The following is a 17,405-nucleotide window of genomic DNA, read 5'->3' as shown; positions in this document are numbered from 1 at the left end:
CGGCATTCATTCCTTTTCAGATTACTAGTATATAGAGTCAATGATTGCGACTTTTATATAGCTGATACATAAAGAACGGAGCACCTATGGCTGCTGTAAATACGCCTGCCGGAACATCCGCAGGGAGAAATGCAGTTCGTGCCACCAAATCAGCTATTAATAAAATCAAGGCTCCGAGCAGTGCACTTACCGGCACCACACTTCCAAAGGAAGGTCCCACCAGCTTCCTCGCCATATGCGGTGCCATCAGCCCAATAAATGCAATGGCACCGCCAATTGCTATTGCCGATCCTGCTAGTGCCACACTGAGCACGATGAGCAGCAGCCGATGCTTCTGCACATGCGCCCCTGCACTTACCGCTACTTCGTCTCCGAGTGCTTGAATGTTAACCTTTCTCGCTTGAAACCAGGTTAATGGTAGAAGGATAACGACCCAAGGAAGCAGGATAAACACATCCGAATCCCATGAAGCTCCATAAATACTCCCTGTCATAAAGGTAATAGACCGCTCCGCCAGCTGCATCGGACCTGCAATGATAAACATGTAAGAGATCGATTTAAGCGCAGCTGCAAGGCCTGTACCCACTAGCACAAGGCGCAAAGGCGTAACGCCACCTCTCCAAGCCAGTACATATAAAAGTCCTGTCACTAGAAAAGCGCCCAGAATCGCGGCAAGCGGCATATATTTTATTGAAATCGTACCTGATGTGAAAAATATGAAAAGCACCGCTCCAAGTGAGGCACCGTCTGTAATTCCCGTAACGTCTGGTGATGCAAGTGGATTTCGAATTACTCCTTGCAGCACGGCCCCTGCAACCGCAAGAGAAGATCCAACCAGTACGGCAGTCAGAATACGCGGCAGTCTCAGTTTTTCTACAATGATTTCTACGGTTGGATCTGCTTGACCAAATAGGGAGCTGATCACTTGCGACGGAGAAATGTACTGACTTCCAATTCCCGTTGAGATCACCATGAATGCAGCACATAGGAAGAACAGAATGAACGTAACCCACACGGTTCTTTTTTCAATTAGAAATGAAAGTTTGCCGTTAGACGTTTGAAATGACTTGTATTTGCTCATGCTCCTTGCCGCCCTCCCTTTCTTGCAATATAGACAAAGAACGGCACGCCGATGATCGCCGTCATAACGCCAACCGGCACCTCTTTGGGCATCGCAATGTAGCGGGACAGCACATCTGCGGAAACAAGGAGTACAGCACCCCATACGAAACTATACGGTAAGATCCAGCGATAATCATTCGGAAGAAAAAACTTCATAATATGCGGAATGATAATACCTATAAATGCAATAGGACCCGCAGCAGCAACCGATGCACCCGCTAGTAGAATAATAGAGACGGCAGAGAGAATTTTAATCATAGCCGTCTTTTGTCCGAGTCCTGCCGCAATATCGTCCCCCATGGACAATACGTTAAGATGTCTTGACAGCAGGAGTGCAATAATTAGTCCAATCCCCATGTAAGGAACAACAGCCATGAGCTGATCAAGTTCCCTGCCAGCAACAGATCCGACAAGCCATATCAGTACCTGGTCAAACATTTTGCCGTCTGACAGCATTAAACCTTGAGTGAGGGAATGGAAAAAGGCAGTCATGGAAGCACCGGCTAGTGTGATTTTCACAGGTGTCATTCCGTCCCGGCCCATACTTCCAAGAAAAAACACAACCCCGCCGCTAACTGCTGCTCCCAAAAGAGCAATCCAAGTTGTTTGCTGAAGACCAGATATACCTAACCAGCCTGTAGCCACAACAACGAAAAAGGCTGCTCCCGCATTCACACCTAAAGTACTCGGAGAAGCGATTGGATTACGAGTGAGAACCTGCATGACAGCTCCGGCAACAGCTAGACTCCCGCCAACTGTTGCAGCGATCAGCGCACGAGGAATCCTTGCTGTCTGGATAATTAAGTGTTCGGTACTTCCATTTGGTTCCGTCACTGCCTGCCAAATAACTGACAGAGGAATGCGGGTAACACCAAAAATAACGCTACTCATCATGGCAAGAATAAGTAGTCCAATAGATAAGGCCAGCCCCAAGATGCGCATCATTAATCCCCTACTCATTTTGTATATATCATTTTATTCATAAAATTCCATCTAATAGTTCACTCCGCAATTTTAGTAGAAGAAAGAAAGAACTGTCAATCTTTTTGATTATCATTCTCATTTAATGCTTGACAATGGTAGAAACTGGTTATATATTCATGGTTGTTAACTGATAATCATTATCAATATATTATTTCAGGGGGAACTGGTTACATGGGGGCTTTAAACGTACATACAAAGAAACATCGCTTACGCTTATTCGGAGCGGCAATGCTCATGCTTATTCTCGTTCTAGCTGGTTGTGGAAGCCAGACAACGGAAGGTGGCGCGGGCAATGAATCTTCCCAGCCTGCTTCTGGCAATACCACAAATGAAGAAACAACAGGCACAGGTACATACACGGTAAAACATGCAATGGATGAAACAGAAATCAAAGGAACGCCCCAGAAGGTCGTTATTCTTACCAATGAAGGAACAGAGGCACTGCTTGCTCTAGGAGTTACACCCGTCGGGGCGGTTAAATCATGGACAGGAGATCCTTGGTACGCACATATTAAAGATCAGATGGAAGGTGTAACGGTAGTCGGAGATGAGAGTCAACCGAACCTTGAACTCATTGCAGGTTTACAGCCTGATCTGATTATCGGTAATAAAATGCGCCAAGAGAAAGTCTATGATCAGTTAAAAGCGATTGCACCAACTGTTATGGCTGAGGATCTTCGCGGTGACTGGGAGATCAACTTCAAGCTTTATGCAGAGGCACTGAATAAAACCGAAGAAGGCGCAGCAAAGATCACCGAATTCAATGATCGCATTGCGGATTTCAAATCTAAAGCAGGCGATAAAGTGAATGAAACGGTATCTGTGGTTCGTTTTATGGCTGGCAAAACCCGAATTTATCATACCGATACTTTCACAGGTAACATCTTTGCAAAAATAGGACTAGCGCGGACGGAACTTACCCAAAATGCAACTGAATTCGTAGATGAAATTACGAAGGAACGTCTGCCGGAAGCTGATGCAGATCGACTTTTCTACTTCACCTATGACACAGGCGACGGCAAAGGGAACGATACCGAAACGGAGATGATACAAGACCCGCTTTGGCAGAACCTAAGTGCCGTCAAGAATGGCCGTGCGTATAAAGTAGACGATGCTGTATGGAATACAGCCGGAGGTATTCTAGCCGCAAACTTACTCCTTGATGAACTCTACGGATTTTATGAGATTGCAGAATAACAGAATACTTAGCTCATGGGTACAGTTCTAAGAACTGTGCCTTTTTCTTATAAACATCACTTCATATTCTTCTCACAACTGGACTTAAGTCTAGTATGATTCACTTGCTCTAGACCGATTACACCTTCACTCTTATTTGCTATGATACGTTTAGTTGAATTTATAGAAAGGAGTGATTCATCTGAGATTAAGGAAACAAAATCTTGTAGCCCCGCTGCTCATTTTGATCGGTATTTTTCTGCTTCTGAACTCCGGTAAGGATATCGGAACTGGCTCTATTTTTGCCTACTTCTGGCCGACTTTCTTCCTTATTCCGCTAGGGGTACTTTTCCACTGGATGTATTTCTCGCTGATCGGCCGCGGGATCGGGCTTCTCGTTCCGGGAGGTATTCTGCTCACCGCAGGACTGACTTGCCAGATCGCTATTGTTACGGACAGCTGGATTACCATGTGGCCTGGTTTTATACTGGCGGTAGCAGTCGGATTATTCGAACTTTACTGGTTCGGTAACAAAAACAAATATTTGCTGATTCCCATTAATATTTTGGCTGTACTATCCTTCATTTTCTTTATCGCATTCTCCATTGGTTCCATGCTACATCAGTTCTCCATTATCCAGCCAATCCTTGCTCTTCTGCTCATCGTTGCTGGAGCTTATACGCTCTTCCGTCCAAAAAAACATTCTTACTAATGCATAATGTACATAATGTGATATTACATAATTATTTAAAACAAAACAGGCCTCTCTCATTCCTTACACCGAGAAGAGGTCTGTTTTGTGTATATAAAAAAGACAGAGGGTATCTTCTGCCTTACTTGATTTATTTTGCAACAATCTTATCTACAAGCCCATATTCCACGACCTCTTCTGCACTCATAAAGTAATCTCGGTCCTTATCTCTCTCGAATTTTTTTATGATGCCGTTTCGGTTGAAATTTGGTTTGATCCTACTGCTTTGATTTCTTTTTTCGTTTGCAAAAGTCCTTTTAACGTATGCCAATTCGCCAGAATCAGTCCTCCAATGATAATGACCGATCCGAACAGGGTTAACCAGCTCACATGCTCTCCATAGAAAAACATCCCGATTCCGAGCGCAATCATTGGGGAGATATACAGCCATGTAGACGGAAATAGCGGATTCGTACGCGTAACAAGGTAATAGAACAGACTATGACCAATCATAGAACCGAATACTGTCAGATACAGAACAGATCCGGCAGCTGACGGGTGAAATAATACTTCTACCTTCGGCTGCTCGGTGATCGCAGACAGCAGTAACAACATCACCCCGCCATATAACATCTGAACACCATTAACGGCAATCGAGGCGTGCTCTCTTAGCCTTGATGCTGTTCTTCCAGAATATACAGACCCAGAGGCATAAAAGATTTCTCCGATCAGCACAGCTACAGCCCCGGCGAGCCACATGCCTCCTGCTTGAATAGATAGTTCAGGCACGAGAATTAACACAACACCTGCAAAAGCAGTCATACATCCCAGCGCTGACAAGACGTGCGGTCTTTTTTTCGTCATAGCGGATTGAATCCATATAATCATAAGCGGTCCGGTTGCGGATAACACTGCCGCCACTCCGGAGCTGATATATTTTTCCCCATAATATAAACCTGCAAACGTTAGAAACGTCAGACAACTTCCAATGATCAGCACCTCTTTACGCCAAAGCAAAGACAAGGTGGTTGTTTTTCTCCACAAACAAAATAAAAATAATAGGGAACCCGCAAGCGTAAACCGCACACCCGCAGCAAAGAAAGGCGGTACACCCGCGTCATTCCCGATTTTTATAGCTAAAAAAGTCGTTCCAAAGATTAAACACATAACGGTATACGCCGTAAGCAATCGTTTCATTCCATCCATCCTCCTCATATCTATCTGCTCATTGTAATCTGCTGGGAATAGAACAGAAGTGCTACAATAGAACAGATCAAGCAGGAATGTATCGTACAATGAACTCACAGCAACCACAGAAGAAGGTGGAACCCATGAAAAATAAACACCATGATTTTTTGACAAAGCAACCTCTTTCTCAGCAAGTTACTGATTTTCTTCTAATACGAATTGATCGCGGAGACTATACCGCTCATGACAAACTGCCTTCGGTACGTACACTCGCGCAGCAGCTCGGGGTGCACAGGCTGACCGTATTTAAGTCCTATCAACAGCTCGTACATAATGGCAAAATATATGCCAAAGATCGGTCTGGATATTATGTAATGCCCTGCATACAGGAAGAATTGAAAGATAGTAACCTTCTGCATAACCTAGCTTCAGTGAGCGATAAGTCTTACGATGGCACACGGAGCATACAGCAGTTACTATCTCCTCCCATTCTAGCCGGCATCAATTTCAAACCGCCTGTTGTCAGCTCACCGCTTCGTACCAATATGCTGTCTGAGCTTCAGGCACATCATGTGGATTACCAGTTCTCCAAAGCACTCATAGATCCGGCTCTGCTGCCCAATGCGTATATGTCCGAATATGTAAAAAAAGTGTTTGATCTCTATCCTAAACTTCTCGGTACTTACTCTACAGTTCAAGGGGATGAAGAACTTCGGGTGACTCTTGCAGAATACTTCAAAAAACGGCATCAATTCTTTCTTCTTCCTGAAGATATACTCATTACTTCCGGTGCCCAGCAGGCGATTGATCTTATCGCAAGACTCATGATAAAACCAGGAGATACCATCATTATGGAGCGTCCGACTTACAGTGGGGCCATCGATATTTTTCGTCAGCAAGGCGCACATATCATTTCGATCCCTATGCTCCCGGACGGATATGATATGGACGAGCTTGAGAGCATCATTCGTAATTACAAACCGCGCATGATGTATGTAACCCCTACATTTCATAATCCAACGGGTTATGTACTTCCTGCATCAAAGCGAAAACGACTTGTGGAGCTTGCAGAAGAATATCATTTTCTAATTACGGAAGATGACACGACTTATGATATGTATTTTGAAGAGGAACCTCCCCTGCCTATTTACGGCTATGATACAGAAGGTGTTGTCATGTATATACGAAGTTTCAGTAAATATATAGCACCAGGTCTGCGGATTGCGGCCGTTCTGTGCAGTCCTTGGCTCATGAAGGATTTATTAACTCTAAAATCACTGGCAGATGGAGGTTCCCCTCTCCTTGGGCAGAAAATTTTTATGCATTACTTCACTTCTTCCAGGATGCAGACCCACATGGAGAAGCTGCGTATTGCTCTGTCACTGCGGAAGGAAGCTATGGAGAGATGTCTTGCGAAGACGAATTGGGAGTGGACTCCCCCAAAAGGCGGACTCGATTTGTGGGTTCAGTTACCCGAAGGTGTGTCGTCCGTGGAACTATTACGGAGAAGCCTTGCCTTATCTGTCTCCTTCGTACCTGGTCCCTTCTGCGAACCTGACGCTGTTCATCACAGCTCAAGTATTAGGCTGAGCTACTGTTATACAAGCGAGCGTCAGATCGAAGAAGGAATGCAGAGACTAATAGATGCTTACGACTCTTTGATACACACAATATGAACACCAATTAGAGAAAAACTTATTTTAACGAATGCGTTAGCCCGGTATGAGCAAGTTTGATATCTGGGCTTAACGTATAGTCTTTGCGAAGATCAACGTCATGAGACATATGAGTAAAAATCGTTTGTTTTGGCTGTACCTTGGCAATGAGTTCTTGTGCCTCCACCATGTCGTATACCGACCGAGTTTCAAAGGCAGCTTCCTCATGATAAAAACTTGTACCCAGCACAAGGAGATCAAGACCATACAGCGGTTTTTGTTCTTCTTCGCTTAGATCAATAGAATCCGAACAGTATACCCATATGTACCCATCTTTCTCAAGACGATACGCATACGAGTAACCGTTTTTCCCATGATTTACTTTCCAGGCCCGAATGTGGTATCCCGCAAGCGCAAGGCCATTCTCCAGATCAACCGGTTTCATCTTAATATGGTTTTGGAGCCAAGGAAACTGTGTCTGTATCGCATTCAGCACTTCTTGCGGTGCGTACAGCTCACCCTTCTCTCCAAGCCACCGGCAGGCATCAGCCCACTCAGGAAGTCCGCCAATATGATCAAAATGAGGATGTGTCACTAGCATCGTCTGAAATCTATGTTTCTTCAGCATCTCCATCTGGTGCCGAAAATCTGGCCCTCCATCGATGAAAAACTCCCCCTGGTCACTCTCTACAATCACCGAAGAGCGATATCGGCGATTCATCCCGGTTGTTCTTGCTTCCTCACACACTTTACAATCACAATATACCCTCGGCACACCCATAGCGTCACCCGTACCAAGAAAGGTCAGCTTATTATATTTTGTCATGGATCATTCTCCTTTCTTGTGTCCCGCGTTCATTATTGCCCGCGAATGCCCAGCGTAAGCTGTTTGCGCCCGTCTGCTGTTTGCCGAATCTCTTTTATCTCCCAATTAAATGCAAGAGCATGCTCCAGTTTTTCTACTTGCGGTTCGGACAAGATCAGACCTTCGATCCGTCCCTCTCCTAAGGTGAAATCTTTGCCAGGATCAAGCTGAAATGCAGTTGCAATCCAGTTTTTAAGACCATTATTCGTATTAAACGTAATCCGGTACCCTTCCTTTATTGCTTTCTCTATATCTTCGCCATGTTCTTTCGCATAAGAGAAAAAAGACTCGTATGTATAATGTGGACGCTCGGCGGCTTTTAACAGCTCCGTATTCTCCGCTTGTACTGCTTCTAAGATCTCCTCATTTGTAAGCCCGCTTCTTCTTGCATTCTCTAGTAATATAGCAGTGTACTGCGACAGTTTTACTTCCTGGTTCATGAGGTAACACTCCTCTTCGAATGGTAATGTAATTTTTTGTTTGTATTCATTTATTGTAGACCTTTCTTCATACCTTGTTCAAGATCAACCGATGTCTGCAAAAGAAAAAACGACCTATATCGGTCGTTTCCTCTTCTTTATTTAATTAAATAAATTTTGGATAAATCACGGAAGAGAACAATCGGCTGAGCGATCGCATCTTCTAGTCCTCCATAACCTTTACTTACTGCGATGACACTTTTCGTATAAGCAATCGGCAAAACCTGAAGTTCTTTTGCAATCTTCTGTTGAATCTGTACATATAACTTCTGGCGAGCAGCCGAATCCACTTCTACTGAAGCGCGTTCCCAAAGTGTATCCAGATCTTCGTTCTCAGCGTGTGATTCATTATATACCCCACTACTCTTATAGAGAGACTCATAACTAACAGGATCTGGACCCAGGATATAGCCAGCAAGCGAAAGCTCAAAATCAGTATTGTTTTTATCCAATTTCCGTTTTTCATACACGGATGCTTCCAACGGTTTTAGCTCGACTTCGATTCCAACCTTTTTTAGTTTCTGCTGGATGTAGAGGGCCTGATTCATTTGTGTTTTGCTGGATTTAACATAAGCAAGACGTATTTTTATATTTGAAACATTAGCCTGTTCTAGCAATTCCTTAGATTTCTCAGGATCATAATCATAGGTCCTTACTTCGGAAGTATGATACAACGTATCTGGTGTAAATATAGAAGAAGCCTGATCTGCAAACCTGCTCGACAAATACGAGATTCGAATCATTTCTTCTTTATCCAAAGCATAGGCGATCGCTTCCCGGACTTCTTTCTTTTTCATCTCCGGTGTATTCATATTAAATACCATGTACTCGAGACGTCCATCGGCATAAGTTACGAGGTTATATTCCCCTGATTCATTCAGCGTCTCATATTCCTGGGTATCAATTAGCGACATCTGCACAGCACCCTCATGGAGTGCCTGATCCGCTGTATCAGAGTCCATGATTTGATACGAAATCGTATCCAAGTAGGCTGCACCGTCATAATAGTCTTCAAAACGCTCCAAAGTTAGATGCTCACCTGATACATATTCCTTATACTTAAAAGGACCCGACCCAATGGGGTGATCATTCTTAGAACTATGGGCGATATCTTTCTCGCCTTGATAAATGTGCTTCGGGATCGGATAAAGATACATTAATGCACCTTCGAATGAAGGAGCTGCTTCTGGTAGTACAAATTTGACAGTCAGCTCATCGATCTTTATTACCTTCACTGGTTGTCCATCAAAATCATACTGGCTTCGGAAAGGACTATTCTGCGTTTCATCTATGATTTGATTGACTGTAAACACAATATCATCGGCAGTAATGGCTTTTCCATCATGCCATGTAAGTCCTTCTTTCAGCTTGATAAAATAAGTTTTATAGTCTTTTGAAGCATATGCACGCTCAGCCAAGGCGTAAACTTTCTTTCCATTGTCCATATAAAAGAGCGGTGCATAGAGCGACTGGTTCACGGTAAGCGTAATCCGATCTGTCGCATATAAGGGATTCATTACCTTCGGGTCATCTTGTACGGCGATGTTGATACTGCCTCCTCTTTCAGGTGAGCTTACTTCGCCGGTTAATTCATTACCAGCATTCCCGACTTTAGTCTGATCTTCTTGCTTGTCACATGCAGTCAGCAGTAACCCTAAGATGAGAAGAAGCGGCAACATATTTCGAATCCATTTTAAATATTTCATTCTTGTTGTTATCCTCCTGATGCATAAATAGCATTTAGGTATCCTCGCCAATAATATGAATGTAGTATAAACAAGGTTCATCTAAAAAGCAAAAATAATAAAACGCATAATAAAAACCCTGCACGTCAGTTAACGTTCAGGGTAACAGTGAATTTCCCTATATAGATACTGGCATCGGATCACTCTTTAGGTGATTTTCGACCATCCAATTCTCATGATCATTAAAAAGATAAGCCCTGTGAACAAGGACACGCACCTCTTGACCTACAGATAGCGTCTCTTTCTCTAATGAACGATACGTAATTAACTTGTTATTCCCGACCATGACTTCAACAAGCCATTCGCTGCCGCGGAAGTGCAAGGCGCGAACCTTCCCCTTTTCGGTAGCCGATAGTAAAGTAAACTCATGTTCTGAGCCTACCTCAATATATTCCGGACGAATCAGAGCCTTCGCTTCAACAGCAGAACCTGTTAACTTGTCAAATCCCTTCAGTTCCCGTGCATGCTCAACAATCGTTGATTCACCAATAAAAGAGGCTACAAACGGCGTTTCCGGCTGTTTATATATATCCCATGGAGTGCCTTTTTGTTCGAGCGCTCCCCCATTTATAATCATGATTTCATCAGCGACTTCAATCGCTTCGTCCTGATCGTGCGTGACGAAGATCGAGGTAATACCTACGCGCTCTATGAGTTCCCGTAGCCATGATCTCAGCTCATGCCGAATCTTGGCGTCAATCGCAGCAAAAGGTTCATCCAGCAGAAGCAGCTGAGGCTCAGGAGCCAGTGCCCTTGCAAACGCAACCCGCTGTCTTTGTCCTCCAGATAACTGGTGAGGGTATCTTTTCTCAAAGCCGCTGAGCCCTGTCAGTTCAACAAGTTCCATGACCCGATTTTGTATCTGTGATTTGGACTGCTTCTTCACCTTAAGTCCAAACGCGATATTATCAAATACGGTCATATGTTTAAATAACGCATAGTTTTGAAAGACGAATCCGATTCCCCGTTCTTGGGGCGGAAGATGGTTAACTAGCTGTCCATGCAAGCGAATCTCACCCGCATCAGGATTTTCAAGCCCAGCCAAAATACGTAGTATGGAGGTTTTGCCTCCTCCACTTGGACCGAGTAAACCAATGAGGTGACCTTTTTTTATATCAAAAGAAACATCTTTAACTGCATGAAAACTGCCAAAATGTTTGTTTAGACCACGGACTTCCACATGCATGACGCCATCCCCCATCACATATTTCCTATTATTTAGGTAGGAATTACTTTATTTGATACTTTACCAAATATAGGGGGATTTCGTCAATCATTTCTCGTCTGATGATCAGAAAACACTTTCGCATATTACCGTTATGATAATGTAACGTTATGATAGTTTACCGCTTTGAAGTATGTAAGCGTGACGTGGTGTTGACATATACCAAATGAAGGGGATTACAGACGACTGCACATGATGTTTACATGCGAAGCTGCTTCAGCCCTAACTTCTTCAAATGGCAAGCGGTCTTGGATGTAATAAGAGATGAATCCGTGAATGGATAAAAATAAACTGTGGGGTAATTGGATCCGTTCTTCGTTTGTGTAGTTTTTGTGGTTCATATGATGACGGATAATGGTGGCGAATAATTCATAACAACGATTCTGTTCTGCCCGGCAATAAGCAAGCAGCTCTTCGTCTCGAATCATAAACATAATTTCATATTGATAGGGATTTTGCAGACCAAAGCGTATAAATTCCATCATGACATGCTCTGGTTTCGTAAGTCCATCTTTAGAACTTCTAGCCATGGCCTGCAGGAGCAGCTGCCCCAAATGGTTAAAATCTTCGACTACAATGGCATAAAACAATTCTGCTTTTTCCTTGAAATGATAATATAAAGAGCCGTGACTGTATCCTAGATGCTGTCCAATACTACGCATTGAAATAGATCGATATCCTTTAGTAACGAACAAATGCCTGGCCGCTTCCAAAATTCGTTCTCTCGACAATTCCTGCTCCACTGCTCTTCTAGCCATATCTTATTCTCCTTCAATAAAATAAAGCTGCTGTCCCTCCGTGATCACAGATTGACCTTGTGTTAGATCTGTCATAAACTCCATGAATCGCTCTGCTTCACGATCTACCGGCAGACATGTCAGCTTGACTTTGTCAGTAAATGTAGTCTCTCCCATGCGAACCTGCCTGTTTCTCAGCTCATTCTCTACTTTTCCTAGCCATGTGTAATCCAGTTCTACGAAAACTTCGCGGTGCAGCACTTTCGTTATCGCTTCTCCGGCCTCAATCGCAGCTACTGCTCCATCCGTATAAGCACGGATCAGTCCCCCGGCACCCAGCATAATACCGCCAAAATATCTCGTTACCACGATAGCGACATTCTTTAGTCCCTGATTTTTGATCACCTCCAAAATAGGTTTCCCTGCGGTCCCGCTTGGCTCTCCATCATCAGACTGCTTCTGAATCTCATCCCGTTCACCAATCATATATGCTGAACAATTATGAGTGGCGTTCCAATGTTTTTTCTTAATATCTTCAATAAATTGGATCGCCTCTTCTTCATTTTGTACAGGCATAACGTAACCAATAAATCGAGATTTCTTAATTACAATTTCCTTGTTCCCCGCTGCTCGAACGGTTCTGTACTGCTCAATCATTGCTCTCTTACCTTTCTATATGTGAAGAAAACACCTATAGGTGTTCTATTCTTAGATGTAATAGGGTTTATATTTGTAAGAAAGCAGTCCATCCAAATGCGGGTGAACTGCTTCTTATGATCAAACAACCTGCGGCAGCTTGATTGTATTACTATATTTATGAAACAGATAGGACTTCTGATATTTAACAGATCATTCCATTATTATTCAGTAAGTCTTGCTTCAAGTTTCGCTTTTTCTTCTTCATAACCTGGTTTGCCAAGAAGAGCAAACATGTTCTTTTTGTAAGCTTCTACACCCGGTTGGTCAAACGGATTAACACCCATCAGGTATCCGCTGATTCCGCATGCTTTTTCAAAGAAGTATACCAGATATCCGAAAGAATATGGAGACATATCTGGAACATTTACAATAAGATTTGGTACTTGACCGTCTGTATGTGCCAGCAGTGTTCCTTGGAATGCTTTTTTGTTAACGAAATCCATTGTTTTTCCTTCAAGGAAGTTCAGACCATCTAGATCGTCTGGATCTGCTTCAATGGAGATGTGGCTTGGCACTTCTTCCACTTGGATAACCGTTTCGAAAATGTTACGGCTTCCTTCTTGAATGAATTGTCCCATGGAGTGAAGGTCTGTTGAGAAATCAACGGAAGCAGGATAGATTCCTTTGAAGTCTTTTCCTTCGCTTTCGCCAAACAACTGTTTCCACCATTCGGATACAAAGTGCAAGGATGGCTCATAGTTCACGAGAATTTCTGTTCCTTTGCCTTTGCGATACAGCGCATTACGTACTGCAGCGTACTGATAACTTTGGTTTTCTGCAACGTTCGGGTTAGCAAATTCTTTGGAAGCATCAGCCGCACCTTGCATCATTTCTTCAATGTTAATACCTGCTGTAGCGATTGGCAGAAGTCCTACTGCTGTCAGTACGGAATAACGACCACCTACGTCATCAGGAATGATGAAGGATTCATAACCTTCTTCGGTTGCGAGTTTTTTCAGTGCACCACGTGCTTTGTCTGTAGTCGCGTAAATACGTTTACGTGCTTCTTCTTTACCGTATTTTTTCTCCAGTGCAGCACGGAAGATACGGAAAGCAATCGCTGGTTCTGTTGTTGTACCGGATTTGGAGATTACATTGACAGAGAAGTCTTTACCTTCAACCAGCTCAAGCAAATGATTTACATATGTAGAGCTAATGTTATTACCTGCAAAATAGATTTCTGGAGTTTTACGTTTTTCTTTTGGCAACTCATTGTAGAAAGAGTGAGTCAACATTTCAATCGCTGCACGCGCGCCAAGATAAGAACCGCCGATTCCGATTACGATCAGTACTTCGGAGTCGCTTTGGATTTTTGCAGCTGCTTTTTGAATGCGGGAGAACTCTTCTTTATCATAGTTCGTTGGAAGATCGATCCAGCCCAGGTAGTCAGAACCTGCGCCTGTACCATTATGAAGCTGCTCATGAGCAAGACGAATTGGCTCTGCCAAATAGTCCACTTCATGTTGACCTACAAATTCAAGAGCTTTACTGTAATCAAAAGTTACTTTTTTAGCCATGATTATAAAACCTCCACTATTTTTAATAATTAGCGAGAATTAGTTCTCACTTGAAAGCTTGTCTTATGGCTGTCCGGTTTATACGTTATTGTTAACTACCGCGCCTTCACTTATGAAATAGAATACTGTAATTTCGATAACGTGACAAGCGTGGTGAATTATTGACCGAGTCATTTTACGCTTTATTCTCTTCAAGTGTAAGCCTTTTGGCTTGCCCCTGTCTCCATGATATGATGAAGACCTAATGAACGTTTGATTAAACAATGAAAGGTGAGAATAAGTTCATGAAAAAGATTGCTGTACTCGGATTGGGTACGATGGGCGGACCCATGGCTTCCAATCTTCTTAAAAAAGGCTATGAAGTCACTGTATATAACCGAACTGCAGAAAAATGCAGCCCACTCGTAGCCGAAGGTGCTGTAGCAGCCAAAACGCCAAAAGAAGCAGCCCACGGTCAGTCTCTAGTCATAACTATGGTAAGTAATGACGCATCCATCAATGATATTTATTATGGCGAGAACGGTGTTTTTGCTGGTGTCATCGACGGGACTACGATTATGGACTGCAGTACCATTTCCCCTGACCTTGCAAAAAAACTCGCAGCTGATGCTACGGCTCTTGATTGTTCTTTTCTGGATGCACCTGTTACAGGCAGCAAACCTGCAGCCATTGATGGTTCATTAGTATTTATGGTCGGCGGTGATGCCGTAACCATCGAAAGTCAGATGGATGTATTCGAAACGCTCGGTAAAAAAGTAATTCCTATGGGCGAAAACGGAAATGGTGCCGTAGCGAAACTTGCCCATAATACGATCGTTGGAATTAACAATGTAGCACTAGCGGAAGGATTTGCGATTGCCTCAAAATCGGGCATCCCGGCTGATGCATTCCTGGATCTTGTAAAGTTGGGTTCTGCCGGCAGTAAAGCAGCTGAATTGAAAGGCCGCAAAATCATTGATCATGATTTTACGAATCAATTCTCCCTCGCTCTTATGCTCAAAGATTTAAAGCTTGCGTCATCTCTAACAGACAATACTGGCGTGCCTGCCCCTATGCTGAATCTGGCAAAAAGCATGTTCCAGTCCGGTGCCGCAAAAGGATACGGTGAGGAAGACTTATCAGCTGTCGTTAAAATCTACGAAGCCTATATAGAACAACAGATTAACGGCAAGCCGCTTGCATAGATAAAGATAGGATGAAAAAGGGTAAAGCGCCATTTGGCTGCTTCACCCTTTTTTTGTTTTCATATGGGTACAATAGAACTACAGAAGCGCTTTAACGCGGCTTACTACATTTTCTACTGTGAAGCCATATTCTTTAATTACAGTGTCGCCAGGCGCAGATGCACCGAACGTAGAGATGCCGAGAATATCACCAGCATCACCCACATATTTTTCCCAGCCCATTGGATGAGCCATTTCTACTGCAAGACGAGCTTTTACGTCTGGAAGCAGAACGGAATCTTTATATGCTTTATCTTGTTTTTCGAACAGATCCCAGCTTGGCATACTGATAACACGTACGTGAATACCTTCTTCAGCAAGAGCCTCTTGAGCTTTTACTGCCAACTGAACTTCAGAACCTGTTGCGATAATTTGCGCTGTTGCTTTACCATTCTTCGCATCAGATACTACATAAGCACCACGTTTGATTCCTTCGCGAGCGCCTTCTACTGTACCCGGAAGAATTGGCAAGTTTTGACGAGTAAGAACAAGTGCTACCGGATTCGAAGTGTTCTCAACTGCATAAGCCCATGCTGCAGAAGTTTCGTTAGCATCCGCTGGACGAATAACAGTAAGACCTGGAATGATACGCAAGGAAGCGAGTTGTTCAATCGGTTCATGCGTAGGACCATCTTCACCTACTGCGATACTGTCATGAGTCAGCACATAAGTTACTGGCAGTTTCATGATAGAGGACAGACGAACTGCTGGACGAAGGTAATCGGTAAATACGAAGAATGTACCGCCGAATACTTTCACACCGCTATGCAGCGCCATACCGTTCATTGCAGCAGCCATACCGAATTCACGAACACCAAAGTAGATGTTACGGCCGGAGTAATCCGCTGGAGTGAACTGAGCAAGATCGTTCAAGTGAGTCATTGTTGAGCTTTCAAGGTCAGCAGATCCACCAGTCAGGTTAGGCACATTGTGAGCAAGACCGTTCAATGCATTACCGGATGCTACGCGAGTAGATACCGCTTTGTCTTCCACACTGTATTTCGGCAAGTCACGATCCCAACCTTCAGGAAGTCCGCCGCTGATTGCTGTTTCGAACTGAGCAGCAAGTTCAGGGTACGCTTTTTTGTATTCTGCAAATTTAGCTTCCCAAGCTTTGTTTGCTTCTACACCACGTTCTTTCACTTTTGCAAAATGAGCACGTACTTCGTCTGGAACGAAGAAATCTTCTTCATATACCCATTTATAATATTCTTTAGTGAGTTTTGTTTCGTCAGGACCTAGTGGAGAACCGTGAGTACCGCCATGGCCGCCTTTACCTTGTTTGTTCGGGCTACCGTAACCGATCACTGTTTTCACTTCGATCAGGGTTGGACGATCTGATACCGCTTGTGCTTCTTTAATCGCTTTTTCGATTGCAGGAAGATCATTACCATCTTCTACGCGAAGCACTTGCCAGCCGTATCCTTCAAAACGTTTTTGAACACTTTCAGAGAAAGAAAGGTCCAGTTTACCATCAAGGGAAATATCGTTGGAATCATAAAGAACCACGAGTTTACCCAGTTTCAAGTGAGATGCCAGGGATGCTGCTTCGTGAGAAACACCTTCCATAAGGTCACCATCACCGCAAATTGCGTAAGTATAGTGGTCTACCACATCAAAGTTATCTTTATTGTAAGTAGCTCCGAGCTGAGCTTCAGCCATTGCCATACCTACAGCCATTGCAATCCCTTGTCCAAGTGGACCTGTCGTTGCATCCACACCAGCGGTGTGACCGAACTCAGGGTGTCCTGGAGTCAAGCTTCCCCATTGACGGAATTGTTTAATCTCTTCCATCGGAAGATCATATCCGCTCAGGTGCAGAAGGCTGTAAAGCAGCATAGATCCATGTCCTGCGGACAATACGAAACGGTCACGGTTGATCCAAGTTGGATTTTCCGGATTATGATTCATCGTTTTGGCAAACAATTGATAGCCCATTGGTGCAGAGCCCATCGGCATACCCGGGTGTCCGGATTTTGCTTTCTCAATTGCGTCGATTGCCAAGGTACGAACAGTAGTAATAGACAAATTATCGATTGTTGAATTTTCATCTTTGTTAATGCTTTGGTCTTTAGTTTGTTGATCAGTCATGTTTCATC

The 17,405-nt window shown here is 43.6% G+C and carries 16 protein-coding genes; 4 read left to right on the top strand and 12 right to left on the bottom strand.

What is annotated here, in order from left to right:
• Nucleotides 1–37: 37 nt before the first annotated feature.
• Both H9647_RS00805 and H9647_RS00800 read right to left on the bottom strand, forming a co-directional pair.
• Nucleotides 38–1,081 (bottom strand): FecCD family ABC transporter permease, encoded by a 1,044-nt coding sequence (locus tag H9647_RS00805; RefSeq protein ID WP_191797276.1) that lies wholly within the window; start codon nt 1,079–1,081, stop codon nt 38–40.
• Entirely contained in the window at nt 1,078–2,064 is a 987-nt protein-coding gene (locus tag H9647_RS00800; RefSeq protein WP_191798596.1) for a FecCD family ABC transporter permease, read from the bottom strand. Before H9647_RS00800 ends, H9647_RS00805 begins: the two co-directional genes overlap by 4 nt.
• Before the next feature lie 213 nt (nt 2,065–2,277).
• Between H9647_RS00800 and H9647_RS00795 the strand changes: the two genes are divergently transcribed.
• The gene (locus tag H9647_RS00795) at nt 2,278–3,303 is read left to right on the top strand and encodes an ABC transporter substrate-binding protein (RefSeq protein ID WP_225228984.1); all 1,026 of its coding nucleotides are present in this window, start codon (nt 2,278–2,280) and stop codon (nt 3,301–3,303) included.
• A 223-nt stretch (nt 3,304–3,526) separates the two neighbouring features.
• Nucleotides 3,527–3,994, top strand: coding sequence for a hypothetical protein (locus H9647_RS00790; protein ID WP_225228983.1), 468 nt, complete (start codon nt 3,527–3,529; stop codon nt 3,992–3,994).
• Nucleotides 3,995–4,124: 130 nt separating this feature from the next.
• On the opposite strand, the gene H9647_RS25620 is transcribed toward H9647_RS00790, so the two are convergent.
• Both H9647_RS25620 and H9647_RS00785 read right to left on the bottom strand, forming a co-directional pair.
• Nucleotides 4,125–4,181: a hypothetical protein gene (locus tag H9647_RS25620; RefSeq protein ID WP_225229049.1), complete on the bottom strand. Its 57-nt coding sequence runs from the start codon at nt 4,179–4,181 to the stop codon at nt 4,125–4,127.
• Nucleotides 4,182–4,216: 35 nt separating this feature from the next.
• Nucleotides 4,217–5,335, bottom strand: a complete 1,119-nt coding sequence (locus tag H9647_RS00785; protein ID WP_225228982.1) for a DMT family transporter — start codon at nt 5,333–5,335, stop codon at nt 4,217–4,219.
• Here H9647_RS00785 and H9647_RS00780 point away from each other — a divergent pair.
• The gene (locus tag H9647_RS00780; RefSeq protein WP_225228981.1) at nt 5,329–6,837 is read left to right on the top strand and encodes an aminotransferase-like domain-containing protein; all 1,509 of its coding nucleotides are present in this window, start codon (nt 5,329–5,331) and stop codon (nt 6,835–6,837) included. The two genes, H9647_RS00785 and H9647_RS00780, sit on opposite strands and share 7 nt — an antisense overlap.
• A 19-nt stretch (nt 6,838–6,856) precedes the next feature.
• On the opposite strand, the gene H9647_RS00775 is transcribed toward H9647_RS00780, so the two are convergent.
• From H9647_RS00775 to H9647_RS00745, 7 genes are all read right to left on the bottom strand, one after another.
• Nucleotides 6,857–7,642, bottom strand: coding sequence for an MBL fold metallo-hydrolase (locus H9647_RS00775; RefSeq protein ID WP_225228980.1), 786 nt, complete (start codon nt 7,640–7,642; stop codon nt 6,857–6,859).
• Between the two features lie 32 nt (nt 7,643–7,674).
• Nucleotides 7,675–8,121, bottom strand: coding sequence for a hypothetical protein (locus tag H9647_RS00770; RefSeq protein ID WP_191797271.1), 447 nt, complete (start codon nt 8,119–8,121; stop codon nt 7,675–7,677).
• A gap of 137 nt (nt 8,122–8,258) precedes the next feature.
• On the bottom strand, nt 8,259–9,866 hold the full coding sequence (locus H9647_RS00765) for an ABC transporter substrate-binding protein (RefSeq protein ID WP_191797269.1): 1,608 nt from the start codon (nt 9,864–9,866) through the stop codon (nt 8,259–8,261).
• 157 nt (nt 9,867–10,023) lie between these two features.
• Nucleotides 10,024–11,091: a sulfate/molybdate ABC transporter ATP-binding protein gene (locus tag H9647_RS00760; protein ID WP_191797267.1), complete on the bottom strand. Its 1,068-nt coding sequence runs from the start codon at nt 11,089–11,091 to the stop codon at nt 10,024–10,026.
• Nucleotides 11,092–11,306: 215 nt separating this feature from the next.
• Nucleotides 11,307–11,888 (bottom strand): TetR/AcrR family transcriptional regulator, encoded by a 582-nt coding sequence (locus tag H9647_RS00755; protein ID WP_191797266.1) that lies wholly within the window; start codon nt 11,886–11,888, stop codon nt 11,307–11,309.
• A gap of 3 nt (nt 11,889–11,891) precedes the next feature.
• Nucleotides 11,892–12,524, bottom strand: a complete 633-nt coding sequence (locus H9647_RS00750; protein WP_191797264.1) for a YigZ family protein — start codon at nt 12,522–12,524, stop codon at nt 11,892–11,894.
• Nucleotides 12,525–12,727: 203 nt separating this feature from the next.
• Nucleotides 12,728–14,083: a glucose-6-phosphate isomerase gene (locus H9647_RS00745; protein WP_160032245.1), complete on the bottom strand. Its 1,356-nt coding sequence runs from the start codon at nt 14,081–14,083 to the stop codon at nt 12,728–12,730.
• 284 nt (nt 14,084–14,367) lie between these two features.
• Between H9647_RS00745 and H9647_RS00740 the strand changes: the two genes are divergently transcribed.
• Nucleotides 14,368–15,267: an NAD(P)-dependent oxidoreductase gene (locus H9647_RS00740; RefSeq protein WP_191797262.1), complete on the top strand. Its 900-nt coding sequence runs from the start codon at nt 14,368–14,370 to the stop codon at nt 15,265–15,267.
• Between the two features lie 78 nt (nt 15,268–15,345).
• Here the strand turns inward: H9647_RS00740 and tkt are convergent, their stop codons facing one another.
• Nucleotides 15,346–17,397, bottom strand: coding sequence for a transketolase (gene tkt, locus H9647_RS00735; protein ID WP_191797260.1), 2,052 nt, complete (start codon nt 17,395–17,397; stop codon nt 15,346–15,348).
• Nucleotides 17,398–17,405 lie beyond the last annotated feature (8 nt).

The organism is Paenibacillus gallinarum, from assembly GCF_014836635.1.
In the GTDB taxonomy this organism is placed as follows: Bacteria; Bacillota; Bacilli; order Paenibacillales; family Paenibacillaceae; genus Paenibacillus; species Paenibacillus gallinarum.
The sequence above is the reverse complement of the archived record's forward strand: the minus strand, read 5'-3'. Positions and strand labels throughout refer to the sequence as shown.

Coding starts and splice junctions, on each gene's coding strand:
- H9647_RS00805 (WP_191797276.1), bottom strand. CDS start 1,081: ATGAGCAAATACAAGTCATTTCAAACGTCTAACGGCAAACTTTCATTT.
- H9647_RS00800 (WP_191798596.1), bottom strand. CDS start 2,064: ATGCGCATCTTGGGGCTGGCCTTATCTATTGGACTACTTATTCTTGCC.
- H9647_RS00795 (WP_225228984.1), top strand. CDS start 2,278: ATGGGGGCTTTAAACGTACATACAAAGAAACATCGCTTACGCTTATTC.
- H9647_RS00775 (WP_225228980.1), bottom strand. CDS start 7,642: ATGACAAAATATAATAAGCTGACCTTTCTTGGTACGGGTGACGCTATG.
- H9647_RS00770 (WP_191797271.1), bottom strand. CDS start 8,121: ATGAACCAGGAAGTAAAACTGTCGCAGTACACTGCTATATTACTAGAG.
- H9647_RS00765 (WP_191797269.1), bottom strand. CDS start 9,866: ATGAAATATTTAAAATGGATTCGAAATATGTTGCCGCTTCTTCTCATC.
- H9647_RS00760 (WP_191797267.1), bottom strand. CDS start 11,091: ATGCATGTGGAAGTCCGTGGTCTAAACAAACATTTTGGCAGTTTTCAT.
- H9647_RS00755 (WP_191797266.1), bottom strand. CDS start 11,888: ATGGCTAGAAGAGCAGTGGAGCAGGAATTGTCGAGAGAACGAATTTTG.
- H9647_RS00750 (WP_191797264.1), bottom strand. CDS start 12,524: ATGATTGAGCAGTACAGAACCGTTCGAGCAGCGGGGAACAAGGAAATT.
- H9647_RS00745 (WP_160032245.1), bottom strand. CDS start 14,083: ATGGCTAAAAAAGTAACTTTTGATTACAGTAAAGCTCTTGAATTTGTA.
- H9647_RS00740 (WP_191797262.1), top strand. CDS start 14,368: ATGAAAAAGATTGCTGTACTCGGATTGGGTACGATGGGCGGACCCATG.
- tkt (WP_191797260.1), bottom strand. CDS start 17,397: ATGACTGATCAACAAACTAAAGACCAAAGCATTAACAAAGATGAAAAT.